At 63.2% G+C, this 23,374-nt stretch carries 22 protein-coding genes; 16 read left to right on the plus strand and 6 right to left on the minus strand.

Annotated features, from left to right (window positions below; genetic code table 11):
• Positions 1 to 9 precede the first annotated feature (9 nt).
• The 4 genes from murA to hisC all read left to right on the plus strand — a co-directional run bounded on the left by murA (position 10) and on the right by hisC (position 4,428).
• A complete protein-coding gene (gene murA, locus O6P39_RS05315; RefSeq protein WP_275610363.1) occupies positions 10 to 1,275 on the plus strand; it encodes a UDP-N-acetylglucosamine 1-carboxyvinyltransferase in 1,266 nt (421 codons plus the stop codon).
• 14 nt (positions 1,276 to 1,289) lie between these two features.
• Positions 1,290 to 1,925, plus strand: coding sequence for an ATP phosphoribosyltransferase (gene hisG, locus O6P39_RS05320; RefSeq protein WP_275610364.1), 636 nt, complete (start codon positions 1,290 to 1,292; stop codon positions 1,923 to 1,925).
• Between the two features lie 124 nt (positions 1,926 to 2,049).
• Positions 2,050 to 3,369: a histidinol dehydrogenase gene (gene hisD / locus O6P39_RS05325; RefSeq protein WP_275610365.1), complete on the plus strand. Its 1,320-nt coding sequence runs from the start codon at positions 2,050 to 2,052 to the stop codon at positions 3,367 to 3,369.
• A gap of 3 nt (positions 3,370 to 3,372) precedes the next feature.
• Positions 3,373 to 4,428, plus strand: a complete 1,056-nt coding sequence (hisC, locus tag O6P39_RS05330) for a histidinol-phosphate transaminase (protein WP_275610366.1) — start codon at positions 3,373 to 3,375, stop codon at positions 4,426 to 4,428.
• A gap of 62 nt (positions 4,429 to 4,490) precedes the next feature.
• Here hisC and algW read toward each other — a convergent pair whose 3' ends face one another.
• A complete protein-coding gene (algW, locus tag O6P39_RS05335) occupies positions 4,491 to 5,639 on the minus strand; it encodes a Do family serine endopeptidase AlgW (protein ID WP_275610367.1) in 1,149 nt (382 codons plus the stop codon).
• Positions 5,640 to 5,752: 113 nt separating this feature from the next.
• Between algW and O6P39_RS05340 the strand changes: the two genes are divergently transcribed.
• On the plus strand, positions 5,753 to 6,511 hold the full coding sequence (locus tag O6P39_RS05340) for a Nif3-like dinuclear metal center hexameric protein (RefSeq protein ID WP_275610368.1): 759 nt from the start codon (positions 5,753 to 5,755) through the stop codon (positions 6,509 to 6,511).
• A gap of 31 nt (positions 6,512 to 6,542) precedes the next feature.
• Here O6P39_RS05340 and mltB read toward each other — a convergent pair whose 3' ends face one another.
• Entirely contained in the window at positions 6,543 to 7,649 is a 1,107-nt protein-coding gene (mltB, locus tag O6P39_RS05345; protein ID WP_275610369.1) for a lytic murein transglycosylase B, read from the minus strand.
• 393 nt (positions 7,650 to 8,042) lie between these two features.
• Between mltB and cysD the strand changes: the two genes are divergently transcribed.
• Both cysD and cysN read left to right on the plus strand, forming a co-directional pair.
• Positions 8,043 to 8,960 carry a sulfate adenylyltransferase subunit CysD gene (gene cysD / locus O6P39_RS05350; RefSeq protein WP_275610370.1) on the plus strand — a complete coding sequence of 306 codons (918 nt, stop codon included), beginning with the start codon at positions 8,043 to 8,045 and terminating at the stop codon, positions 8,958 to 8,960.
• Positions 8,961 to 8,972: 12 nt separating this feature from the next.
• Positions 8,973 to 10,874 (plus strand): sulfate adenylyltransferase subunit CysN, encoded by a 1,902-nt coding sequence (gene cysN / locus O6P39_RS05355; RefSeq protein ID WP_275610371.1) that lies wholly within the window; start codon positions 8,973 to 8,975, stop codon positions 10,872 to 10,874.
• A 171-nt stretch (positions 10,875 to 11,045) separates the two neighbouring features.
• Here cysN and O6P39_RS05360 read toward each other — a convergent pair whose 3' ends face one another.
• A complete protein-coding gene (locus tag O6P39_RS05360; protein WP_207883698.1) occupies positions 11,046 to 11,486 on the minus strand; it encodes a DUF1043 family protein in 441 nt (146 codons plus the stop codon).
• A gap of 139 nt (positions 11,487 to 11,625) precedes the next feature.
• Here O6P39_RS05360 and O6P39_RS05365 point away from each other — a divergent pair, with 139 nt between their 5' ends.
• The 3 genes from O6P39_RS05365 (at position 11,626) to zapE (ending at position 14,843) form a co-directional block, all read left to right on the plus strand.
• Positions 11,626 to 12,252: an alpha/beta hydrolase gene (locus tag O6P39_RS05365; protein WP_275610372.1), complete on the plus strand. Its 627-nt coding sequence runs from the start codon at positions 11,626 to 11,628 to the stop codon at positions 12,250 to 12,252.
• 60 nt (positions 12,253 to 12,312) lie between these two features.
• Positions 12,313 to 13,653, plus strand: a complete 1,341-nt coding sequence (locus O6P39_RS05370) for a tryptophan--tRNA ligase (protein ID WP_275610373.1) — start codon at positions 12,313 to 12,315, stop codon at positions 13,651 to 13,653.
• Positions 13,654 to 13,748: 95 nt separating this feature from the next.
• Entirely contained in the window at positions 13,749 to 14,843 is a 1,095-nt protein-coding gene (gene zapE, locus O6P39_RS05375; RefSeq protein ID WP_275610374.1) for a cell division protein ZapE, read from the plus strand.
• Positions 14,844 to 14,985: 142 nt separating this feature from the next.
• Here zapE and O6P39_RS05380 read toward each other — a convergent pair whose 3' ends face one another.
• The gene (locus O6P39_RS05380; RefSeq protein WP_275610375.1) at positions 14,986 to 15,948 is read right to left on the minus strand and encodes a hypothetical protein; all 963 of its coding nucleotides are present in this window, start codon (positions 15,946 to 15,948) and stop codon (positions 14,986 to 14,988) included.
• A 91-nt stretch (positions 15,949 to 16,039) separates the two neighbouring features.
• Positions 16,040 to 16,939: a GlxA family transcriptional regulator gene (locus tag O6P39_RS05385; RefSeq protein WP_275611894.1), complete on the minus strand. Its 900-nt coding sequence runs from the start codon at positions 16,937 to 16,939 to the stop codon at positions 16,040 to 16,042.
• 252 nt (positions 16,940 to 17,191) lie between these two features.
• On the opposite strand from O6P39_RS05385, the gene O6P39_RS05390 reads away from it, so the two are divergent.
• On the plus strand, positions 17,192 to 18,337 hold the full coding sequence (locus O6P39_RS05390) for an acyl-CoA dehydrogenase family protein (RefSeq protein WP_275610376.1): 1,146 nt from the start codon (positions 17,192 to 17,194) through the stop codon (positions 18,335 to 18,337).
• A 53-nt stretch (positions 18,338 to 18,390) separates the two neighbouring features.
• Here the strand turns inward: O6P39_RS05390 and O6P39_RS05395 are convergent, their stop codons facing one another.
• On the minus strand, positions 18,391 to 19,428 hold the full coding sequence (locus O6P39_RS05395; protein ID WP_275610377.1) for an NADP(H)-dependent aldo-keto reductase: 1,038 nt from the start codon (positions 19,426 to 19,428) through the stop codon (positions 18,391 to 18,393).
• A gap of 245 nt (positions 19,429 to 19,673) precedes the next feature.
• Here O6P39_RS05395 and rplM point away from each other — a divergent pair, with 245 nt between their 5' ends.
• The 5 genes from rplM (at position 19,674) to O6P39_RS05420 (ending at position 23,341) form a co-directional block, all read left to right on the plus strand.
• A complete protein-coding gene (gene rplM, locus O6P39_RS05400; protein WP_015475857.1) occupies positions 19,674 to 20,102 on the plus strand; it encodes a 50S ribosomal protein L13 in 429 nt (142 codons plus the stop codon).
• Positions 20,103 to 20,116: 14 nt separating this feature from the next.
• The gene (gene rpsI, locus O6P39_RS05405) at positions 20,117 to 20,509 is read left to right on the plus strand and encodes a 30S ribosomal protein S9 (protein WP_259759389.1); all 393 of its coding nucleotides are present in this window, start codon (positions 20,117 to 20,119) and stop codon (positions 20,507 to 20,509) included.
• A gap of 248 nt (positions 20,510 to 20,757) precedes the next feature.
• The gene (gene petA / locus O6P39_RS05410) at positions 20,758 to 21,348 is read left to right on the plus strand and encodes a ubiquinol-cytochrome c reductase iron-sulfur subunit (RefSeq protein ID WP_275610378.1); all 591 of its coding nucleotides are present in this window, start codon (positions 20,758 to 20,760) and stop codon (positions 21,346 to 21,348) included.
• Entirely contained in the window at positions 21,348 to 22,559 is a 1,212-nt protein-coding gene (locus O6P39_RS05415) for a cytochrome bc complex cytochrome b subunit (protein WP_275610379.1), read from the plus strand. The genes petA and O6P39_RS05415 overlap by 1 nt, the downstream gene beginning before the upstream one ends.
• Positions 22,559 to 23,341: a cytochrome c1 gene (locus tag O6P39_RS05420; RefSeq protein WP_275610380.1), complete on the plus strand. Its 783-nt coding sequence runs from the start codon at positions 22,559 to 22,561 to the stop codon at positions 23,339 to 23,341. Before O6P39_RS05415 ends, O6P39_RS05420 begins: the two co-directional genes overlap by 1 nt.
• The last annotated feature ends 33 nt before the right edge of the window (positions 23,342 to 23,374 follow it).

Consider the following 23,374-nt stretch of genomic DNA (forward strand, 5'->3'; position numbering starts at 1 on the left):
AACATTGCAATGGATAAACTGATCATTACCGGCGGCACTCGTCTCGATGGCGAGATCCGCATCTCCGGCGCCAAGAACTCCGCGCTGCCGATCCTCGCTGCGACCCTGCTGGCGGACACCCCGGTGACCGTCTGCAACCTGCCGCACCTGCACGACATCACCACCATGATCGAGCTGTTCGGCCGCATGGGCGTGCAGCCGATCATCGACGAGAAGCTCAACGTCGAAGTCGACGCCAGCACCATCAAGACCCTGGTGGCGCCCTACGAGCTGGTGAAGACCATGCGTGCGTCGATCCTGGTGCTCGGTCCGATGGTCGCCCGCTTCGGCGAGGCCGAAGTCGCGCTGCCCGGCGGTTGCGCTATTGGTTCGCGTCCGGTGGACCTGCACATCCGCGGTCTGGAAGCCATGGGTGCACAGATCACCGTCGAAGGCGGCTACATCAAGGCCAAGGCTCCGGCCGGCGGTCTGCGTGGCGCGCACTTCTTCTTCGATACCGTCAGCGTGACCGGTACCGAGAACATCATGATGGCCGCTGCGCTGGCCAATGGCCGTTCCGTGCTGGAAAACGCAGCCCGCGAGCCCGAGGTCGTCGACCTGGCCAACTGCATCAACGCCATGGGCGGTGATGTGCAGGGCGCCGGCACCGATACCATCGTGATCAACGGCGTGAAGCGCCTGGGCGGCGCCAAGTACAGCGTCATGCCCGACCGTATCGAGACCGGCACCTACCTGGTTGCCGCCGCCGCCACCGGTGGTCGCGTCAAGCTGAAAGACACCGATCCGACCATCCTCGAGGCCGTGCTGGCCAAGTTGGTTGAAGCCGGCGCGCACATCAACACCGGCAGCAACTGGATCGAGCTGGACATGAAGGGCAACCGGCCGAAGGCGGTAAACATCCGCACCGCGCCGTACCCGGCATTCCCGACCGACATGCAGGCCCAGTTCATTTCCCTGAACGCCATCGCCGAGGGCACCGGCGCGGTCATCGAGACCGTGTTCGAGAACCGCTTCATGCACGTCTATGAAATGAACCGCATGGGCGCGCAGATCCTGGTCGAAGGCAACACCGCCATCGTCACCGGCGTTCCGCAGCTCAAGGGCGCACCGGTCATGGCGACCGACCTGCGCGCGTCCGCCAGCCTGGTGATCGCTGCGCTTGTGGCCGAAGGCGACACCATGATCGACCGCATCTACCACATCGACCGTGGTTACGAGTGCATCGAAGAGAAACTGCAACTGCTCGGGGCGAAGATTCGCCGCGTGCCGGGCTAGGGCTGAGCCAGACCATGCTGACGATTGCCCTGTCCAAGGGCCGCATCCTCGACGACACCCTGCCGCTGCTCGCAGCGGCAGGCATCGTGCCGACCGAGAATCCGGACAAGAGCCGCAAGCTGATCATCCCCACCACCCTCGATGACGTGCGCCTGCTGATCGTGCGCGCCACCGACGTGCCGACCTATGTCGAGCACGGCGCCGCCGACCTCGGCGTCGCGGGCAAGGACGTGCTCATGGAGTACGGTGGCCAGGGCCTGTACGAGCCGCTGGACCTGAAGATCGCCAACTGCAAGCTGATGACCGCCGGCGCGGTCGGTGCGCTGGAGCCCAAGGGGCGCCTGCGCGTGGCCACCAAGTTCGTCAATGTCGCCAAGCGCTACTACGCCGAACAGGGCCGCCAGGTCGATGTGATCAAGCTGTATGGCTCCATGGAGCTGGCACCGCTGGTCGGCCTTGCCGACAAGATCATCGACGTGGTCGACACCGGTAATACCCTGCGTGCGAACGGCCTGGAGCCCCAGGAACTGATCGCGCACATCAGCTCGCGCCTGGTGGTGAACAAGGCCTCGATGAAGATGCAGCATGCTCGCATCCAGGCGCTGATCGACACCCTGCGTGAAGCGGTGGAGTCTCGACACCGGGCGTAATTCCTAGCGCGGCCGTCTGGCTGCGTCCGCCTATCCGTGTCATAGCCAAATTTTCTCGGGTGCCCGCACGGTAGGCTTGATAGTCTTGCGGCGCCCGAGATCATGCCAATTAAAGAGGCCAGCTATGACCGCACCCTTCGCTATCCGTCGACTCAACGCCGCCGATCCGGACTTCGCGCGTCATCTGGACCATCTGCTCTCCTGGGAAAGCGTGTCCGACGATGCGGTGAACCAGCGCGTGCTGGACATTATCGCCGACGTGCGCAACCGTGGCGACGCCGCCGTGGTGGAGTTCACCCAGCGTTTCGACGGCGTCGACGCCAAGTCCATGGCCGACCTGATCCTGCCGCGTGAGCGTCTGGAACTGGCCCTGACCCGCATCACCCCGGCTCAGCGTGAAGCGCTGGAAGTTGCCGCTGAGCGCGTGCGCAGCTACCACGAGAAGCAGAAGCAGGACTCCTGGCGTTACACCGAGGCCGACGGCACCGTGCTTGGCCAGCAGGTCACCCCGCTGGACCGTGCCGGCCTGTACGTACCGGGTGGCAAGGCGTCCTACCCGTCTTCCGTGCTGATGAACGCCATTCCGGCCAAGGTCGCCGGCGTCGCCGAAGTGGTGATGGTGGTTCCGACCCCGCGCGGCGAGATCAATGAAATTGTCCTGGCAGCCGCTTGCATCGCCGGTGTCGACCGCGTCTTCACCATTGGCGGCGCCCAGGCCGTGGCCGCGCTGGCCTACGGCACCGAGAGTGTGCCGCAGGTAGACAAGATCGTCGGCCCGGGCAACATCTACGTCGCCACCGCCAAGCGCCATGTGTTCGGCCAGGTCGGCATCGACATGATCGCCGGTCCGTCCGAGATCCTCGTGGTCTGCGACGGCGGCACCGATCCGGACTGGATCGCCATGGACCTGTTCTCCCAGGCAGAGCACGACGAAGATGCCCAGGCCATCCTGGTCAGCCCGGACGCCGAGTTCCTTGGCAAGGTTGCGGCGAGCATCGAGAAGCTGCTGCCGACCATGGAGCGTGCCGAGATCATCCGCACTTCGCTGACCAACCGTGGCGCGCTGATCCTGGTCGCCGACCAGGACCGTGCTTGTGAGGTCGCCAACCGCATCGCCCCGGAACACCTGGAACTGTCGGTGGCCGATCCGGAAAGCTGGCTGCCGAAGATCCGCCATGCCGGCGCCATCTTCATGGGCCGCTACACCGCCGAGGCGCTGGGCGACTACTGCGCCGGCCCGAACCACGTGCTGCCGACTTCCGGCACCGCGCGTTTCTCCTCGCCGCTGGGCGTGTATGACTTCCAGAAGCGTTCCTCGATCATCTTCTGCTCCGCGCCGGGGGCTTCCGAGCTGGGCAAGACCGCATCGATCCTGGCTCGTGGCGAGTCCCTGACCGCCCACGCGCGCAGCGCCGAATTCCGCATTCTGGACAAGGGGGAGTAACCGATGAGCAAATTCTGGAGTCCCTTCGTCAAGGAGCTGGTGCCCTACGTTCCGGGTGAGCAGCCGAAGCTGGCCAAGCTGGTCAAGCTGAACACCAACGAGAACCCCTACGGCCCGTCGCCGAAGGTGGTCGCCGCGATCCAGGCCGAGCTGAACGACACGCTGCGCCTGTATCCGGACCCCAACGCCGATCGCCTGAAGCAGACCATTGCCGAGTACCACGGCGTAAAGGCTTCCCAGGTGTTCGTCGGCAACGGTTCGGACGAGGTCCTGGCCCACGCCTTCCACGCGCTGTTCCAGCACGGCAAGCCGCTGCTGTTCCCCGACGTGACCTACAGCTTCTACCCGGTCTACTGCGGCCTCTACGGTATCGACTTCGAAGCGCTGCCGCTGGATGAGCAGTTCCAGATCCGAGTCGAGGATTACGCGCGTCCCAACGGGGGCATCATCTTCCCCAACCCCAACGCCCCCACCGGTTGCCTGCTGCCGCTGGAGGCCATCGAGCGTCTGCTGCAAGCCAGCCCCGACAGCGTGTTGCTGGTGGACGAGGCCTACGTCGACTTCGGCGGTGAGAGCGCGATTTCCCTGGTCAATCGCTACCCGAACCTGCTGGTTGCACAGACCCTGTCCAAATCGCGCTCCCTGGCCGGCCTGCGGGTCGGCTTCGCGGTCGGTCACGAAGACCTGGTCGAGGCGCTGGAACGGGTGAAGAACAGCTTCAACTCCTACCCGCTGGACCGCCTGGCGCTGGCCGGCGCGGTGGCGTCGTTTGAGGACCAGGCCTACTTCGAGCAGACCTGCAACGCAGTTATCCACAGCCGCGAGAAGCTGGTCGCAGAGCTCAATACCCTGGGCTTCGAGGTGCTGCCGTCGGCGGCGAACTTCATCTTCGCCCGCCACCCGCAGCGTGATGGCGCCGAACTGGCCGCGGCCCTGCGCGAGGAGAGCGTGATCGTGCGTCACTTCAAGCAGCAGCGGATCAACCAGTTCCTGCGCATCAGCATCGGCACCGAGGAGCAGAACCAAGCGCTGGTGGATGCCTTGCGCTTGAAGCTGTAATCCAGGCTGCAAAAGAAAACGGCGCCCTTGGGCGCCGTTTTTCTTTGAAGCAGCGGGCTGGATCAGCCGCCGTTTGGAGTCGGCGGCGGACGCAGGCCGACTTCGGCGTTCAGCGTTACCGGCTTGCCATTGCGCAGTACCTGGATCTGGATCTTCTCGCCTGGCTTGGTGCGCGCCACCTGGTTCATCGAACGGCGGCCATCGCTGGCGGCCTCGCCATCGATGTTCAGGATGATGTCGCCCGGCAGCAGGCCGGCCTTGGCGGCGGGGCCGTCGCGGTAGACGCCGGCGACGACGATACCAGCCTTGCCCTTGAGGTCGAAGGATTCCGCCAGTTCCGGGGTCAACGGCTGTACTTCCACGCCGAGCCAGCCGCGAATCACCTGGCCGTGCTCGATGATCGACTGCATGACTTCCAGGGCCAGTTTGGTCGGGATGGCGAAACCGATGCCCTGGGATCCGCCGGACTTGGAGAAGATCGCGGTGTTGATGCCGATCAGGTTGCCGTTGGCGTCCACCAGCGCGCCGCCGGAGTTGCCCGGGTTGATCGCCGCGTCGGTCTGGATGAAGTCTTCGTAGGTGTTCAAGCCCAGCTGGTTGCGGCCGGTGGCGCTGATGATGCCCATAGTGACGGTCTGGCCGACGCCGAAGGGGTTGCCGATGGCCAGGCAGACGTCGCCGGTGTGGATGCCGTCGGAGCGGCCGAGCATGATCGAGGGCAGGTCCTTGAGGTCGATCTTCAGCACCGCGAGGTCGGTCTCGGGGTCGCTGCCGACCAGGTGGGCAATGGTTTCGCGGCCGTCGCGCAGCGCCACGATGATCTGGTCGGCGCCGGCGGTCACATGGTTGTTGGTCAGCAGGTAGCCTTCCGGGCTCATGATCACCGCCGAGCCCAGGCTCGACTCCATGCGCTTCTGCTGTGGCAGGTTATCGCCGAAGAAACGGCGGAACAGCGGGTCGTCGAGCATCGAGTTGCTCGGCTTGCTGACCATCTTGGTGGTGTACAGGTTGGCCACGGCGGGCGAAGAGCGGGTCACGGCGTCGGCGTAGCTGACCGGGCCCTGCTGGAGACGGCTGAGCAGAGGCGCTTGCTGCAGATGCACTTCCTGTTGCGGTAGGCCGACCCACTGGGGGTTATGCTGGATGATCAGTAGCGCCAACAGGACGCCAACCAGCACGGGCCAGCCGAGGAAACGCAGGGCCTTCAGCATCGAAGAAAATCCTTGGGGTTGCTTGGCCGGGGGATGGCCGATAGGGTGGCGGCCATTATACGGGCGGCGCGCCAAGAAAATAGACGCCTGTAGCCGTGTTTGGAGGAATTTCTATGGCTATCGCACTGAGCACTCTGGTCGAGGAAGCCGACCGCTACCTGGACGCCGCGAAGGTCCAGGATTACTGCCCCAACGGCTTGCAGGTCGAGGGCCGCCCGCAGGTGCGCCGCATCGTTTCCGGTGTGACCGCCAGCCAGGCGCTGCTGGATGCAGCCGTGGAGGCCGACGCCGATGTGGTGCTGGTGCACCACGGCTATTTCTGGAAGGGCGAGAATCCCTGTGTGGTCGGTATGAAGCAGCGGCGTCTGAAGACCCTGCTGAGTCGCGACATCAGTCTGCTGGCCTATCACTTGCCGCTGGACCTGCACCCCGAGGTGGGCAACAACGTGCAGCTCGGCCGCCAGCTCGGCTTCGAGATCGAAGGGCCGTTGGAGCCGGGCAATCCGCGCTCCATCGTACTGGTCGGTTCGCTGCCCGAACCCATGCTGCCCAGCGATCTGGCGATCCATGTGCGTGACGTGCTGGGCCGTGAGCCGTTGCTGGTGGAAGGCGAGCAGCCGATCCGCCGCATCGCCTGGTGCACCGGCGGTGCCCAGGGCTATATCGACCAGGCCATTGCCGCCGGCGTCGATGCCTATCTGACCGGAGAGGTCTCCGAGCAGACCGTACACAGCGCGCGGGAAAACGGCATCAGCTTCATCGCTGCCGGCCACCACGCTACCGAGCGCTACGGGGTGCAGGCGCTGGGGGATTACCTGGCCAAGCGCTTCGCCGTCGAACATCTGTTCATCGATTGCCCGAATCCCGCCTGAGGCCGGCAGCAGCCAGCCTCGGCTGGAGCACTCAAGGGGTCGTGGCGTAGCGTTGGCGCGCCTGGCCCACAGCCTTGCCCAGCTCCCACACCGCCATGGCGTAATGCGTGCTGTGGTTGTAGCGGGTGATCACGTAGAAGTTCGGCAGGCCATACCAGTACTGGTAGTTACGCCCCATGTCCAGGCGCAACAGGCTGGCCTGCTGGTGGCCGCTGAGCGAGCCTTGCGGGCGCAGACCGACGGCGGACAGAGTGGCGACCGGGTACATGGTCTGGAAGCCATTCTCCAGCGACGGCGCCTGGCCGCTGGCGGGCACCGCCACCAGGTCGCCGCTGATCCAGCCGTGCTGCTTGAAGTAGTTGGCCACGCTGCCAATGGCATCGCGCGGGTTCCACAGGTCGATGTGGCCGTCGCCGTCGAAGTCCACCGCGTACTGGGTGAAGGACGAGGGCATGAACTGTCCGTAGCCCATGGCGCCGGCATAGGAGCCGCGCAATGCCAGCGGGTCATCGCCTTCCTTGCGCGCCTGCAGGAGGAACTGCTCCAGCTCGCCGCTGAAGAACTCGGCGCGGCGCGGGTAGGAGAAGGACAGGGTGGCCAGCGCGTCGATGATCCGCGTCTTGCCCATCACGCGGCCCCAGCGGGTTTCCACGCCAATGATGCCGACGATAATTTCCGGCGGTACGCCATAAGTACGGTAGGCGCGCATCAGGTCGCCTTCGTACTGGTTCCAGAACTGAACGCCGTTCTGCACGTTGTCCGGGGTAATGAACTTCTTGCGGTAGCGCAGCCAGGCACCGTTCGGTCCGCTGGGCGGCGTGTAGGTCGGCGCCTGGCGGTCCATCAGGCGGATTACCCAGTCCAGTTCCTGTGTCTGGGCAAACAGGTCATGCAGGTTCTGCCGGTTGAAGCCATGCTTGCTCACCATCATGTCGATGAAGCGATTGGCATTGGCATTGTTGGCGTAATCGCCGCGCAGCGGGGTGATCGGCTGTACCGAGCCGAACGCCGGGTGGGCGCTGGGGCTGATCAGGGTAGGGGCCTGCGGCTTGGTAGCCGACTGGGGAGCGGATGTGGGTTTGCTGCTGCACGCTGAAATCAGGACAAGCAAAGGCAGAGCGAGAGCGATGCGGCGCATGGGAAATCTTCTGGGACAGGAAAAGTGCTCGCTATGCTAGCGCAGAGCGCTTCCCAGGCAAGCGCAAGTCGCCAGGTACAGGCTCTCAATCTGTTGCAGGAAGCGTTTTCCGGATGATCGGCAGGGGCCTGTGCCGGGATTCGATCGTGAGGTGAACCGTTGCTTCGGTCGAGTCCCGAATCGCTGTGCCAGCGTAGTCTTTCTGTGCTTGCCGGAGCGGGGCTGGGGCACCTTGCCGGCCGGCAATCCCGCGGGCTCCAGCAGTGAGCGCGGACGGCTATATGTGTATATTTTTTCGGTATAACAGGCGCGCGGGTTAGAGCCCTGCGCTGTGTTAGAGTGCGCCCTCGTCTACGGCCCGAAGGCCGTCCATAAGCAATTCCGTGAGTAGCCATGGTCGACAAACTGACGCATCTGAAACAGCTGGAAGCGGAGAGCATCCACATCATCCGCGAGGTCGCCGCCGAGTTCGATAACCCGGTGATGCTGTACTCGATCGGCAAGGACAGCGCGGTAATGCTGCATCTCGCGCGCAAGGCCTTCTTTCCTGGCAAGCTGCCGTTCCCGGTGATGCACGTCGACACTCGCTGGAAGTTCCAGGAGATGTACCGTTTCCGCGAGAAGATGGTCAGCGAATACGGCCTGGACCTGATCACCCACATCAACCCCGATGGGGTGGCTCAGGACATCAATCCGTTCACCCACGGCAGCGCCAAGCACACCGACATCATGAAGACCGAAGGCCTCAAGCAGGCCCTCGACAAGTACGGCTTCGACGCCGCCTTCGGTGGTGCCCGCCGCGACGAGGAGAAGTCCCGCGCCAAGGAGCGCGTCTACTCCTTCCGCGACAGCAAGCACCGCTGGGACCCGAAGAACCAGCGTCCCGAGTTGTGGAACGTCTACAACGGCAAGGTGAAGAAGGGCGAGTCGATCCGCGTCTTCCCGCTGTCCAACTGGACCGAGCTGGACATCTGGCAATACATCTACCTGGAACAGATCCCGATCGTGCCGCTGTACTTCGCCGAAGAGCGCGAAGTCATCGAGATGAACGGCGCGCTGATCATGATCGACGACGAGCGCATCCTCGAGCACCTCACGCCCGAGCAGAAGGCAAGCATCCAGAAGAAGATGGTGCGTTTCCGCACCCTGGGCTGCTACCCGCTGACCGGCGCGGTGGAGTCCACCGCCACCACGCTGCCGGAAATCATCCAGGAAATGCTGCTGACGCGAACTTCCGAACGCCAGGGCCGGGTCATCGACCATGACCAGGCCGGTTCGATGGAAGAAAAGAAACGTCAGGGCTACTTCTAAGGTTCTCGCACCATGTCGCATCAATCCGATCTGATCAGCGAGGATATCCTCGCCTACCTGGCCCAGCACGAGCGCAAGGAACTGCTGCGCTTCCTCACCTGCGGTAACGTCGACGACGGCAAGAGCACCCTGATCGGGCGCCTGCTGCATGACTCCAAGATGATCTACGAGGACCACCTCGAGGCCATTACCCGCGACTCGAAGAAAGTCGGTACCACCGGCGATGACGTCGACCTGGCGTTGCTGGTGGACGGTCTGCAGGCCGAGCGCGAGCAGGGCATCACCATTGACGTGGCGTATCGCTACTTCAGCACCGCCAAGCGCAAGTTCATCATCGCCGACACCCCCGGCCATGAGCAGTACACCCGCAACATGGCCACCGGCGCGTCCACCTGCGACCTGGCCATCATCCTGATCGACGCCCGCTACGGCGTGCAGACACAGACCCGTCGGCACAGCTTCATCGCCTCGCTGCTGGGCATCAAGCACATCGTCGTCGCCGTCAACAAGATGGACCTGAAAGGCTTCGACCAGGGCGTATTCGAGCAGATCAAGGCCGACTACCTGCAGTTTGCCGACAAGATCAACCTCAAGACCAATTCCCTGCACTTCGTGCCGATGTCGGCGCTGAAGGGCGACAACGTGGTCAACAAGTCCGAGCGCTCGCCGTGGTATACCGGCCAGTCGCTGATGGAGATCCTCGAGTCCGTCGAGATCGCCGGTGACCGCAACCTCGACGACATGCGCTTCCCGGTGCAATACGTCAACCGTCCGAACCTGAACTTCCGTGGCTTTGCCGGCACCCTCGCCAGTGGCATCGTGCGCAAGGGTGACGAAGTCGTGGCCCTGCCGTCGGGCAAGGGCAGCAAGGTCAAATCCATCGTCACCTTCGAGGGCGAGCTGGAGCAGGCGGGCCCCGGCCAAGCCATTACCCTGACCCTGGAAGACGAGATCGACGTCTCCCGCGGCGACATGCTGGTGCATGCCGACAACCGTCCGCTGGTGACCGACGGCTTCGACGCCATGCTGGTGTGGATGGCCGAAGAGCCGATGCTGCCGGGCAAGAAATACGACATCAAGCGCGCCACCAGCTACGTGCCGGGCTCCATCCCGAGTATCAGCCACAAGGTGGACGTGAATACCCTGGAAGAGACCGCCGCCAGCGAACTCAAACTCAACGAGATCGCCCGCGTGAAGGTCAGTCTGGATGCGCCGATCGCGCTGGACGGCTACGGCCAGAACCGCACCACCGGTGCCTTCATCGTCATCGACCGCCTGACCAACGGCACCGTTGGCGCCGGTATGATCATCGCCGCCCCGCAAGCGGGCCACGGGACTGCCACCCACCACGGTGCGAACGCCCATGTAGCTCGCGAAGAGCGCGCTGCACGCTTCGGCCAGCAGCCGGCCACCGTGCTGTTCAGCGGCCTCTCCGGCGCTGGCAAGAGCACCCTGGCCTACGCCGTCGAGCGCAAGCTGTTCGACATGGGCCGTGCGGTCTATGTGCTGGACGGCCAGAACCTGCGCCACGACCTGAACAAGGGCCTGCCGCAGGATCGCGCCGGTCGCAACGAAAACTGGCTGCGCACAGCCCATGTGGCCAAGCAGTTCAACGAAGCCGGTCTCATCAGCCTGTGCGCCTTCGTTGCCCCGAGTGCTGAAGGGCGTGAACAGGCCAAGTCGCTGATCGGTGCCGAGCGCTTCATCACCGTCTACGTCCAGGCTTCTCCGCAGATCTGCCGTGAGCGTGATCCGCAGGGCTTGTACGCCGCGGGCCAGGACAACATCCCGGGTGAGTCCTTCCCCTACGACGTGCCGCTGGATGCCGATCTGGTGATCGACACCCAGACTCAGTCGGTGGAAGAGGGCGTCAAGGCGGTCCTCGACCTGCTCCGCCAGCGCGGCGCGATCTGATCATCCAGCGCTGATGAAAAAGCCCCGCATTTGCGGGGCTTTTTCTTTTCTGGTTCCCGATCACCCTGACATCCGACGCGGAAGTGCCCGCTTTCGTAGGAGAGACAGGAGCGGCTCGGTGCTCCATGAAAAAGCCCCGCGAGTGCGGGGCTTTTTCTACGTAACGGAGACTCAGTATTTGCCTTTCAGCCCATACGTCTCATCCAGCGTACCCGGCCCTTCGCTGGGCTTGGGCGCATAGTCGCGCGGCGCTTCGTTGTTTGCCGGCGGAGTCAGGCGCTCGCGGCGCTCGGGGTATTCGTCGGCGTGCAGGGCGGCCAGCAGGCGCTGTTTGGTCTGCTCGTCCAGGGCCAGGCGCTCGGCGCCCTCGGACAGGTGATCCTGAACGTCCTGATAGCTCTGGGTGAGCTTCTTCATCAGGCTGGCGGAGGTGTTGAAGTGGGTCACCACTTCGCGCTGGTAACTATCGAAGCGATCCTGCATGTCATCCACCTGACGCTGCAGCTTGTTCGGCGCGGCGTTGGGGAGCAGGCGGGCGATCAGGAAGCCGATAGCGCCCCCGACGATCAGAGCGAGTAGCGGCAGCAACCAGGTGGTGAGGGACTGTTCCACGCGAATCCTTCCTCTATAGACGGCTTTGCTTTACGTTAGCGGCTTGCACCTGTGCTTGTATACCGTGGCGATAGCTTCGCCGCCTGCGCAGGTATTGTGCTAGACGAGACGACCCGCCACGGGGTCACGGAGCTGTTGTTTGACCACCCGCGAAATCCCCCTGTTCCTCGACGGCCCAGACGGCCAGCTGGAAGCCCTGCACCTCGCCACACCCGACGCCAAGGGCGTCGCACTGATCTGCCATCCGCATCCGCTGTTCGCCGGCACCATGCAGAACAAGGTGGTCGCCACCCTGCAGCGCGCCGCACGGGATGCAGGATACGCCACCTTGCGTTTCAATTTTCGTGGTGTGGGGCAGAGCGGCGGCGCTTATGCCGAGGGGCGCGGCGAGATCGATGATGCGCTGGCTGCCGCGCGCTGGCTGGTCGAGCAACACCCGGGCCTGCCGCTGACGCTGATGGGCTTCTCCTTCGGCTCCTGCGTGGCCGGCAACGCCGCCGAGCGCCTGGAAGAGGAGGGTGCTGCGCTGGCGCAACTGTTCATGTTGGCCCCGCCGGTGGAACGCTTCGACGTCGACCTGCCCGAGCGCTGCCCGCTAACGGTGATTCAGCCGGAGGCAGATGAAGTGGTGACGCCCGAGCGCGTCTACGCCTGGAGCGCCGAGCTGACCAAGCCCCACGAACTGATCCGCATCCCCGAGTGCAGCCATTTCTTCCACGGCAAGCTGATCGAGCTCAAGGACCTGATTCAGGCCCGGCTCGCCTAGGGCGCCGCGCCGCGTTACCATCCGGCCCGCCATTTCATTTGTGTTGATTCCTGGATTCCCATGACGACCCGTATCCTGACCGGCATCACCACCACCGGTACTCCGCACCTGGGCAACTACGCTGGCGCCATTCGCCCGGCCATCGTTGCCAGCCGCGATCCGCAGGCAGATTCCTTCTACTTCCTGGCCGACTACCACGCGCTGATCAAGTGCGATGACCCGGCGCGCATCCAGCGTTCGCGCCTGGAGATCGCCGCCACCTGGCTGGCCTGCGGCCTGGATGCTGAAAAGGCGACTTTCTATCGCCAGTCCGACATTCCCGAAATCCCGGAACTGACCTGGCTGCTCACCTGTGTCAGCGCCAAGGGCCTGCTCAACCGCGCCCACGCCTACAAGGCTTCGGTGGACAAGAACGTCGAGGCCGGCGAAGACCCGGACGCCGGCGTCACCATGGGTCTGTACAGCTACCCGGTGCTGATGGCCGCGGACATCCTGATGTTCAACGCCCACAAGGTGCCGGTCGGCCGCGACCAGATCCAACACGTGGAAATGGCCCGCGACATCGGCCAGCGCTTCAACCACCTGTTCGGCAACGGCAAGGAACTGTTCACCCTGCCGGAAGTGGTGATCGAGGAAGACGTGGCGACCCTGCCGGGTCTGGACGGTCGCAAGATGTCCAAGAGCTACGACAACACGATCCCGCTGTTCGGCACCGCCAAGCAGCTCAAGGACGCCGTGGCGCGCATCGTCACCGACTCCCGCGCGCCGGGCGAGCCGAAGGACCCGGACAGCTCCCACCTGTTCACTCTCTACCAGGCGTTCTCCACCCATGAGCAACAGGCCGCGTTCCGCGCCGACCTGCTCGGTGGCCTGGCCTGGGGCGAAGCCAAGCAGCGGCTGTTCGAGCTGCTGGACAATGAGCTGGGCGAGGCTCGCGAGCGTTACCACGCACTGATCACCCGCCCGGCCGACCTGGAAGATATCCTTCTGGCCGGCGCCGCCAAGGCCCGCCGTATCGCCACGCCGTTCCTCGGCGAACTGCGCGAGGCGGTCGGCCTGCGTTCGTTCCGCGAGCAAGTGCAGGTGGCCACCGAAGGCAAGAAGAAGGCTGCCAAGGCCGCGCGCTTCGTCAGCTTCCGCGAGGACGACGGCTTCCGCTTCCGCCTGCTGGACGCTGCCGGCGAGCAACTGCTGCTCTCCATCGCCTTCGCCGACGGCAAGGCTGCGGGCCAGGTGACCAAGCGCCTGCAGTCCGAGGAGCTGGACCTGCGCGCCGAGCTGAATGCCTTCAGCGTGCGCCTGGATGGTGAAGCCGTGGCCTACAGCCCGGAATTCTCCACCGACGCGGAGCGCGATGCTGCCATGCAGCGTCTGCGCGAGGCTCTCGCTCCCCAGGAGTGAGGGGTTGGCAGGCCGGTCCGACTACCGGCCAATTGCCAAGCAACGGGGGCGCCGCTACAGTGTGCGCCCCCGTTTTCGTTACCTTGCTACCGATCATGACGCCTCTTCAGCGCTACCAGGAAGACCTGAAACGCCCCGATTTCTTCCACGACGCGGCGCAAGCCAATGCCGTGAAGCACCTGCAACGCCTCTATGACGACCTGGTTGCCGCTGAGAAAGGCAAGTCCGGTCTGTTCGGCAGGCTGCTGGGCAAGAAGTCCCAGGAGCCGGTGAAGGGCCTGTATTTCTGGGGTGGCGTCGGCCGTGGCAAGACCTACCTGGTGGATACCTTCTACGAAGCGCTGCCGTTCAAGCAGAAGATGCGCACGCACTTCCACCGCTTCATGAAGCGCGTCCACGAGGAAATGAAGACCCTCAAGGGCGAGAAGAACCCGCTGACCATCATCGGCAAGCGTTTTGCCGACGAGGCCCGGGTGATCTGCTTCGACGAATTCTTCGTCTCCGACATCACCGACGCGATGATCCTCGCGACCCTGCTGGAAGAGCTGTTCAAGAACGGCGTCAGCCTGGTGGCGACCTCCAACATCGTGCCGGACGGCCTCTACAAGGACGGCCTGCAGCGCGCCCGCTTCCTGCCGGCCATCGCCCTGGTCAAGCAATACACCGAAGTGGTCAACGTCGACAGCGGCGTGGACTACCGCCTGCGCGCCCTGGAACAGGCCGAGCTGTACCACTGGCCGCTTTCCGAGCAGGCCGAACAGGCCATGACCCGCGATTTCAAGGCCCTGACCCCCGAGTGCGCCGCCGCGACCCGCGACGACGTACTGACCATCGAGAACCGCGAAATCCGCGCGCGCATCACCTGCGATGACGTGGCCTGGTTCGAATTCCGCGAGCTGTGCGACGGCCCGCGCAGCCAGAACGACTACATCGAGCTGGCGAAGATCTTCCACGCGATCCTGATTTCCAACGTCGAGCAGATGAACGTGGCCAAGGACGACATGGCCCGCCGCTTCATCAACCTGGTGGACGAGTTCTACGACCGCAACGTCAAGCTGATCCTCTCCGCCGAAGTGGAGCTCAAGGATTTGTACGCCGGCGGCCGACTGGAGTTCGAATTCCAGCGTACGCTGAGCCGCCTGCTGGAAATGCAGTCCCACGAATACCTGAGCCGCCCGCACCGTCCCTGATGGTTCGGCAAACGAAAAAGGCTGCCCTAGGGCAGCCTTTTTCGTTTTGGCTTTTCGTAGGAGCGAGCTTGCTCGCGAGCACTTCACCGGTAGCTCGGATGCTGGGCGGTTCGCGAGCAAGCTCGCTCCTACAGGTGAAGACTTAGCGCTGGGCCGTTTCCTGCTGCGCCTTCTTCAGCAATTGCTGGGCGTGGGCGACTTCCAGCGCTTCCATGGCGTTGATCGGCTTGATTGCCACTGCTTTCTTCAACTGCTCCAGCGCTTTCTGCTCTTCATCTTCGCCGTAGACGTAGGCCAGCGCATTGGCGTATTCGTAGTGGCCGATCGGCAGGTCATTGGCGGCGCGGAAGGAGCGGGCGAAGTACTGCTCCATCTTGTCCGCGCTGACCCCGTAGGTCATCTTGCCCACCAGCTTGCCGACCTTGCGGATCACGCCTGCCTCGTAGCCGCCGTAGAGCGCCAGGGCGAACGGTTGATTCGGCTGCTTGGCCAGCAGGGCGTCCAGCTCCTTGGGGATGTCGCCGGTGTAACCGCGCTTGAGCACTACCGGTACCGGCAGGTCTTCAGCCAGGCGCGCCTTGGCGTAGGCGCGGCCGAACTGGGCGATGGGGTCGGCATTGAGCAGCGGGCCGGCCTGGTCGGTGTAGCTGATCACTTCTTCCAGCAGGCGCTGTTTCTCGTTCTGTTCCGGGGCGAGGAACATGGCGTAGAGCACCTGGGCAAACATGCCCGGCACCTGTCCGCCGACGCCCAGCGCCAGGCCGTCTTTCTTGGCCTGGGCGAAGTCGCCGCGGAATACCTTGCGCCACACGTCCTGCAGCTTCTGCGCATAAATCTGGGCTTCCTCCGGCTTGCCGGTGAAACCGGTACCGGCCGTCACGGTCTTCTCCAGGGCTTCGGGATGTTGGGTCGCCATGGTCACTACCCAGTCAGCGTCGGGGAAGGGGTAGTTGCCAAAGCCGCGGGTCAGCTTCGGCCAGGCGGCGCGCAGCTTGTCGCCGCTGTAGTCGAAGGCGCTCTGGTCGTAGGGGAAGGGTTTCCAGGTGTCGTCCGCCACAGCGGTCAGGCTGAAGGCGGCCAGCAGGGCAAGCAGAAAGCGGCGCATGGCGATATCCCGTTGGGTTCTTGTTGTCAGGAGCTACCCCGATCATAGGGCGGCGCACGAGTCCGCGAACCCATCCTAGGGATGGCGTGTTTCAGCCTTCCTTCTGTTCGTACTGGCGTCGGTAATGATTCGGCGAAAGCCCGGTGTGCTGGCGGAACAGGCGGGCGAAAAAGCTGGCGTCGTCGTAGCCGACTTCGTAGCTGATGGTCTTGATGCTCTTGCGTGTGGTGGACAGCAGGTTGCGCGCCGTCTCGATGCGCAGCCGTTGCAGGTAATGCAACGGCTTGTCGCCGGTGGCGGCCTGGAAGCGCCGCATGAAGTTGCGGATGCTCATGCCGTGCTCACGGGCCACATCCTCGAAGCGGAACTTGTCCGAGAAGTGCTCTTCCAGCCAGTGCTGGATCTGCAGGATCGTCGGGTCGTGGTGCAGCTTCTGTCCGCCGAAGCCGAGGCGGCCGGGGGTGTAGCTGCGCTGCACCTCGTAGAGGATGTCGCGGGCCACGCCCTGGGCCACGGCGGCGCCGCAGAAGTGCTCGATCAGGTAGATGTACAGGTCGCGGACCGAGGTCAGGCCGCCGGCGCTGTAGATGTTGTCGGCGTCGGCGATGTGCTTTTCCTGATTGAGCAGCACCTTGGGGTAGCGCTCGGCGAATTCGCGGAAGAAGCGCCAGTAGGTGGTGGCTTCCTTGCCGTCGAGCAGGCCGGCCTCGGCCAGCCAGAACACGCCGGACACCTCGCCACAGAGCACGCTGCCGGCCGCGTGGCGCTCGCGCAGCCAGGGCAGTACCTCAGGGTAATGCTTCAGGAGTTCATCGAAGTCACCCCAGAAGGCGGGCAGGATCACCAGTTCCGGCTCGTCCAGCGGGCCCTGCACCGGCAGGGTGTCACCGCTGAAGCTGATCACCGGTTTGCCGTCCGGGCTGATGATGCGGGTCTCGAAACTCGGGTGCAGGCCGAGCCCTTGCTGGCGGCCGTGGCGCAGGCTGGCCATGTGGAAGAAGTCCTTGGCCTGCATGAGGGTGGAGCCGAAGACGCCATGGGTGGCGAGAATGCTGACGCGGCGCAGCACGCTGGAAGCTGGGGTGGGCATCGATTCTTGTACTTCTTATGGATGTCTCGGCATGACGCTAAAGTGGTCATGATGCGGCTGGATCGTCTTATTTTTTGGCGAAAGTGTCCAGTGCAGAGCGGTTCTCGCTGTCCTACAGTCGGCCTTCCAATAATTCCTACAACCGATCTGCAGGTGCACCGCATGATTCCAAGAACCCTGTTCAGTTCCGACCACGAGCTGTTCCGCGACAGCGTCCGCAAGTTCCTCGAACAGGAGGCGGTGCCTTTCCATGCCCAATGGGAAAAAGACGGTCACGTCGATCGCCAGCTGTGGAACAAGGCCGGCGAGGCAGGGATGCTCTGCTCGCACCTGCCAGAGGCCTACGGCGGCATGGCGGCGGACTTCCTCTACAGCGCCGTGGTGATCGAGGAGATCGGCCGCCTGGGGCTTACGGGTATCGGTTTCTCGCTGCATTCGGACATCGTCGCGCCCTACATCCTTCACTACGGCAGCGAAGAGCTTAAGCAGCGTTACCTGCCCAAGCTGATCTCCGGCGAGATGGTCTCGGCCATCGCCATGACCGAGCCGGGGGCCGGCTCCGACCTGCAGGGGGTGAAGACCACTGCCGTGCTGGATGGCGACGAGTACGTGATCAACGGCTCGAAGACCTTCATCACCAACGGCTGGCTGGCCGACCTGGTGATCGTGGTCGCCAAGACCGACCCCAAGGCCGGCGCCAAGGGCACCAGCCTGTTCCTGGTGGAGGCGGGCACGCCGGGCTTCTCCAAGGGCAAGCGCCTGGAGAAAGTCGGAATGAAGGCGCAGGACACTTCCGAGCTGTTCTTCCTGGACGTCCGCATTCCCAAGGAGAACCTGCTGGGCAAGGAAGGGCAGGGTTTCATCTACCTGATGCAGGAACTGCCGCAGGAGCGCCTGACGGTGGCCCTGGGCGCGCTGGCCTCCGCCGAAGCGGCGCTGAAGTGGACGCTGGAGTACACCCGCGAGCGCAAGGCGTTCGGAAAGTCCATCGCCGATTTCCAGAACACTCGATTCAAGCTGGCGGAAATGGCCACCGAGATTCAGGTCGGTCGGGTCTTCGTCGACCGCTGCCTGGAGCAGCATCTGGAAGGCAAGCTGGACGTACCTACCGCGGCGATGGCCAAGTACTGGACCACCGACCTGCAGTGCAAGGTGCTCGACGAGTGCGTGCAGCTGCACGGCGGCTACGGCTTCATGTGGGAATACCCGATCGCCCGCGCCTGGGCGGATGCGCGTGTACAGCGCATCTATGCCGGTACCAACGAGATCATGAAGGAAATCATCGCCCGCTCGCTGTAACCTGAGCGGATGAAAAAGCCCGGCATTGCCTGGCTTTTTCGTTTGCGGGGCGATCAGGGAGCCGGGTTCGGCTGGTCCTTGTGGATCGCCTCGATGCCGGCCAGCACCTCGTCGGAGAGCTTCAACTCGAAGCTGCCGAGGTTGGCTTCCAGTTGCTCGAGGTTGGTCGCGCCGATGATGTTGCTGGTCACGAACGGCCGGCTGGTGACGAAGGCCAGGGCCATCTGCGCCGGGTCCAGGCCGTGCTCGCGGGCCAGGCTCACGTAGCGGTCGCAGGCACTGGCGGTCTGCGGATTGGTGTAGCGCGTGAAGCGGCTGAACAGGGTGATGCGCGCATTGACCGGGCGCGCACCGCCGAAGTATTTGCCTGAAAGCATGCCGAAGGCCATCGGCGAGTAGGCCAGCAGACCGCATTGTTCGCGAATCGCTATTTCCGCCAGGCCTACCTCGAAGCTGCGGTTGAGCAGGTTGTAGGGATTCTGGATCGACACGGCGCGCGGCCAGCCGCGCTCCTGGGCGATCTGCAGGAAGCGCATGGTGCCCCAGGGCGTCTCGTTGGACAGGCCAATGTGACGGATCTTGCCGGCGCGAACCTGCTCGTCGAGCACTTCCAGAGTGTCTTCCAGCGGGGTGAAGTTCTCTTCCTTGTGCTGGTAGCCCAGTTGGCCGAAGAAGTTGGTGCTGCGCTCGGGCCAGTGCAGTTGGTAAAGATCGATCCAGTCGGTCTGCAGGCGCTTGAGGCTGCCGTTGAGTGCTTCGACGATATTCTTGCGATCGTGCCTGAGCTGGCCGTCGCGGATATGGCTGATGGAGTTGCCGGGGCCGGCGACCTTGCTGGCCAGCACCCAGTCGGCGCGATCCCCGCGCTGGCGGAACCAGTTGCCGATGATCTGCTCGGTGCGGGTGTAGGTTTCCGCGCGCGGTGGCACCGGGTACATCTCGGCGGTATCGATGAAATTCAGACCGGCGGCCTTGGCCCGCTCGATCTGGGCGAAGGCTTCGCCCTCGGTATTCTGCTCGCCCCAGGTCATGGTCCCCAGGCAGAGTGCGCTGACGTTGAGATCGGTGCGGCCGAGCGGGCGGTACTCCATGCAGGTCTCCTCATGAAAACAAGTGCGTGACACGGTTGAAAATTCTGCCGGAATCTGCATAATTCCGCAGCCTTTCATCGGTGGGGGATGCCAAGCCTGCCGATCGATACATCTAGTCGTTACGGACGCACACCGACCCGAGCCCCAATTCGTGTCTGTCTTCGGCTGTCCTTGACTTGTCAAGGCAACCACTGTCCAGTAAGATTCGCCGTCTTATTTTCAGGCGGCCCCTGAGGCTATAACGAATGAAAACTTATACCGCGAAACCAGAAACTGTTAAGCGCGACTGGTTCGTCGTCGACGCTGCTGGCCTGACCCTGGGTCGTCTGGCTACCGAGATTGCTACCCGCCTGCGCGGCAAGCACAAGCCGGAATACACCCCGCACGTTGACACCGGCGACTACATCGTCGTCATCAACGCCGAGCAGGTTCGTGTCACTGGCGCCAAAGCTACCGACAAGATGTACTACCATCACTCGGGCTTCCCGGGCGGTATCAAGTCGATCAACTTCGAGAAGCTGATCGCCAAGGCTCCTGAGCGTGTTATCGAGACTGCCGTCAAAGGCATGCTGCCGAAGAACCCGCTGGGCCGCGACATGTACCGCAAGCTGAAAGTGTACAAGGGTGCCAACCACCCGCACACCGCTCAGCAGCCTCAAGAACTGAAGATTTAACGGGATAGCTCATTATGTCGGCGACTCAAAATTACGGCACTGGCCGTCGTAAGACCGCTACCGCTCGCGTCTTCCTGCGTCCGGGCACTGGCAAGATCTCCATCAACAACCGCACTATCGAGCAGTTCTTCGGTCGTGAGACCGCTCGCATGGTTGTCCGTCAGCCGCTCGAGCTGACCGAGAACACCGAGAAGTTCGATATCTACGTTACCGTCGTTGGCGGTGGCGTGAGCGGTCAAGCTGGTGCGATCCGTCACGGTATCACCCGCGCTCTGATCGAATACGACGAGACCCTGCGCAGCCCGCTGCGTAAGGCCGGCTACGTAACTCGCGATGCTCGCGAAGTTGAACGTAAGAAAGTCGGTCTGCGTAAAGCGCGTAAGCGTCCGCAGTACTCCAAGCGTTAATACGACGCTTCGAAAAAACGCCCAGATCCTTTGGACTGGGCGTTTTTTTATGTCTTCAATTTGTTCGTGCGGCAAGGTGTCGCATCCGCGCGAGCCCCGTCCGGCAAGGGTTTCGCTAACTTCGTATCTGGCTATTACCTTGTCAGCACAAGGGCTTTTCTTTACCATTTGGCGAATTTTTTGCGCGGCTCGAATTTTTACTTAAAAGCCTGAACTGAACAGGCTTGAAGCTGATGGGAGACGACTGAATGAGTAATGACGGCGTGAATGCAGGCCGGCGTCGCTTCCTTGTCGCGGCCACCTCGGTGGTTGGCGCGGCGGGAGCGGTCGGAGCTGCGGTCCCGTTCGTGGGGTCATGGTTCCCCAGTGCCAAGGCGAAGGCCGCTGGCGCGCCGGTGAAGGTCAACGTAGGGAAGATCGAGCCGGGCCAGCAGGTTATCGCTGAGTGGCGGGGCAAGCCGGTGTTCCTGGTGCATCGCACCAAGGAAATGCTGGACGCGCTGCCGACCCTCGAAGGGCAACTGGCCGACCCCGAGTCGAAGGCTTCGGATCAACCGGCCTACGTCGATCCCAAAGTGCGTTCGATCAAGCCGGAACTGGCCGTGATCGTTGGTATCTGCACCCACCTGGGCTGCTCGCCGACCTTCCGCCCTGAAGTCGCTCCCGCGGACCTCGGTCCGGATTGGAAGGGTGGCTACTTCTGCCCTTGCCACGGCTCCCATTACGACCTCGCCGGCCGCGTTTACAAGGGGCAACCCGCTCCGATGAACCTGCCGATTCCGCCTTATTCGCTTGATGGTGATGAATTGACCATCGGTGTGGACCAGGAGAAAGCCTGATGAACAAGTTCATGGCTTGGGTCGATGCCCGCTTCCCCGCGACCAAGATGTGGGAAGACCATCTGAGCAAGTATTACGCCCCGAAGAACTTCAACTTCTGGTACTTCTTCGGTTCGCTGGCGCTGCTGGTGCTGGTCAACCAGATCCTCACCGGTATCTGGCTGACCATGAGCTTCACCCCGTCGGCGGAAGAGGCTTTCGCCTCCGTCGAGTACATCATGCGAGATGTCGATTACGGGTGGATCATCCGCTACATGCACTCCACCGGCGCTTCGGCGTTCTTCGTGGTCGTCTACCTGCACATGTTCCGTGGCCTGCTCTACGGCTCCTACCAGAAGCCGCGCGAGCTGGTGTGGATCTTCGGCATGCTGATCTACCTCGCCCTGATGGCCGAGGCCTTCATGGGCTACCTGCTGCCCTGGGGCCAGATGTCCTACTGGGGTGCCCAGGTGATCATCTCGCTGTTCGGCGCCATTCCGGTCGTCGGCGAGGACCTGGCCCAGTGGATCCGTGGTGACTTCCTGATCTCCGGCATCACCCTGAACCGCTTCTTCGCCCTGCACGTGATCGCCCTGCCGATCGTCCTGCTCGGCCTGGTCGTGCTGCACATCCTGGCGCTGCACGAAGTCGGCTCGAACAACCCGGACGGCGTGGACATCAAGAAGAAGAAGGACGAGAACGGCGTACCGCTGGACGGCATTGCCTTCCACCCGTACTACACCGTCAAGGACATCGTCGGTGTCGTGGTCTTCCTGTTCGTCTTCTGCACCGTGATCTTCTTCTTCCCGGAAATGGGCGGTTTCTTCCTCGAGAAGCCCAACTTCGAGATGGCGAACCAGTTCAAGACCCCCGAGCACATCGCTCCGGTGTGGTACTTCACTCCGTTCTACGCCATCCTGCGCGCCGTTCCGGACAAGCTGATGGGTGTCATCGCCATGGGCGCCGCCATCGCCGTGCTGTTCGTGCTGCCGTGGCTGGACCGTAGCCCGGTTCGCTCGATCCGCTACAAGGGCTGGCTGAGCAAGATCTGGCTGGTGATCTTCGCGGTTTCCTTCGTGATCCTCGGCTACTACGGCTCGCAAGCGCCGTCGCCGCTGGGCACCACGCTGTCCCGCCTGTGCACCATTCTGTATTTCGCCTTCTTCATCCTGATGCCGTTCTACACCCGGATGGAGAAAACCAAACCGGTTCCGGAAAGGGTGACTGGCTGATGAAAAAGCAATTCGCTGCATTTGTTCTGGCTCTGCTGCCCGTCTTCGGCTTCGCTGCCGAAGGCCATGGCCCGGCACTCGATCATGTCGATATCGATCTGACCGACAAGGCTGCCATGCAGGATGGCGCGCGCACCTTCGCCAACTACTGCATGGGCTGCCACAGCGCCAAATTCCAGCGTTATGAGCGTGTCGGTCGTGATCTGGGTATTCCGGAAGAGCTGATGATGAGCCACCTGGTGTTCACCGGTGCGAAGATCGGCGATCACATGGACATCGGCATGAAGCCCGCTGACGCCAAGGTATGGTTCGGTGCTGCTCCGCCGGACCTGACTCTGGTGGCCCGTGTGCGTGGTACTGACTGGCTGTACACCTACCTGCGTTCGTTCTACGAAGATCCCAAGCGTCCGTGGGGCGTGAACAACAAGGTCTTCCCGAACGTCGGCATGCCGAACGTGCTGGCCAGCGTCCAGGGGCGCCAGGTCATCGGCTGCAAGCAGGTCCAGGTCGTCGAGGATGGCAAGAAGCAGTACGATCCTCTGACTGGTACCCCGCTGACCCACGAGGCCTGCGATCAACTGACCATCGTTCCGAAGTCCGGTCAGCTGAACGAAGCCCAGTTCGACGAAAAGGTGAAGAACCTGGTGACCTTCCTGGCTTACTCGGCTGACCCGAACAAGCTGGAATCCCACCGCATCGGCACCTACGTCCTGCTGTTCCTGGCCTTCTTCTTCGTGTTCGCCTATCTGCTCAAGCGTGAATACTGGAAGGACGTGCACTAAGCACTGCCAGCTGTAACAAGCGCGCGCCCTACG

It is taken from the genome of Pseudomonas sp. PSE14, assembly GCF_029203285.1.
In the GTDB taxonomy this organism is placed as follows: domain Bacteria; phylum Pseudomonadota; class Gammaproteobacteria; order Pseudomonadales; family Pseudomonadaceae; genus Pseudomonas.

Excerpts from the sequence above, each read along its gene's own strand:
- murA (WP_275610363.1), top strand. The coding sequence starts at position 10 with ATGGATAAACTGATCATTACCGGCGGCACTCGTCTCGATGGCGAGATC.
- hisG (WP_275610364.1), top strand. The coding sequence starts at position 1,290 with ATGCTGACGATTGCCCTGTCCAAGGGCCGCATCCTCGACGACACCCTG.
- hisD (WP_275610365.1), top strand. The coding sequence starts at position 2,050 with ATGACCGCACCCTTCGCTATCCGTCGACTCAACGCCGCCGATCCGGAC.
- hisC (WP_275610366.1), top strand. The coding sequence starts at position 3,373 with ATGAGCAAATTCTGGAGTCCCTTCGTCAAGGAGCTGGTGCCCTACGTT.
- algW (WP_275610367.1), bottom strand. The coding sequence starts at position 5,639 with ATGCTGAAGGCCCTGCGTTTCCTCGGCTGGCCCGTGCTGGTTGGCGTC.
- O6P39_RS05340 (WP_275610368.1), top strand. The coding sequence starts at position 5,753 with ATGGCTATCGCACTGAGCACTCTGGTCGAGGAAGCCGACCGCTACCTG.
- mltB (WP_275610369.1), bottom strand. The coding sequence starts at position 7,649 with ATGCGCCGCATCGCTCTCGCTCTGCCTTTGCTTGTCCTGATTTCAGCG.
- cysD (WP_275610370.1), top strand. The coding sequence starts at position 8,043 with ATGGTCGACAAACTGACGCATCTGAAACAGCTGGAAGCGGAGAGCATC.
- cysN (WP_275610371.1), top strand. The coding sequence starts at position 8,973 with ATGTCGCATCAATCCGATCTGATCAGCGAGGATATCCTCGCCTACCTG.
- O6P39_RS05370 (WP_275610373.1), top strand. The coding sequence starts at position 12,313 with ATGACGACCCGTATCCTGACCGGCATCACCACCACCGGTACTCCGCAC.
- zapE (WP_275610374.1), top strand. The coding sequence starts at position 13,749 with ATGACGCCTCTTCAGCGCTACCAGGAAGACCTGAAACGCCCCGATTTC.
- O6P39_RS05380 (WP_275610375.1), bottom strand. The coding sequence starts at position 15,948 with ATGCGCCGCTTTCTGCTTGCCCTGCTGGCCGCCTTCAGCCTGACCGCT.
- O6P39_RS05385 (WP_275611894.1), bottom strand. The coding sequence starts at position 16,939 with ATGGCCAGCCTGCGCCACGGCCGCCAGCAAGGGCTCGGCCTGCACCCG.
- O6P39_RS05395 (WP_275610377.1), bottom strand. The coding sequence starts at position 19,428 with ATGGAGTACCGCCCGCTCGGCCGCACCGATCTCAACGTCAGCGCACTC.
- rplM (WP_015475857.1), top strand. The coding sequence starts at position 19,674 with ATGAAAACTTATACCGCGAAACCAGAAACTGTTAAGCGCGACTGGTTC.
- rpsI (WP_259759389.1), top strand. The coding sequence starts at position 20,117 with ATGTCGGCGACTCAAAATTACGGCACTGGCCGTCGTAAGACCGCTACC.
- petA (WP_275610378.1), top strand. The coding sequence starts at position 20,758 with ATGAGTAATGACGGCGTGAATGCAGGCCGGCGTCGCTTCCTTGTCGCG.
- O6P39_RS05415 (WP_275610379.1), top strand. The coding sequence starts at position 21,348 with ATGAACAAGTTCATGGCTTGGGTCGATGCCCGCTTCCCCGCGACCAAG.
- O6P39_RS05420 (WP_275610380.1), top strand. The coding sequence starts at position 22,559 with ATGAAAAAGCAATTCGCTGCATTTGTTCTGGCTCTGCTGCCCGTCTTC.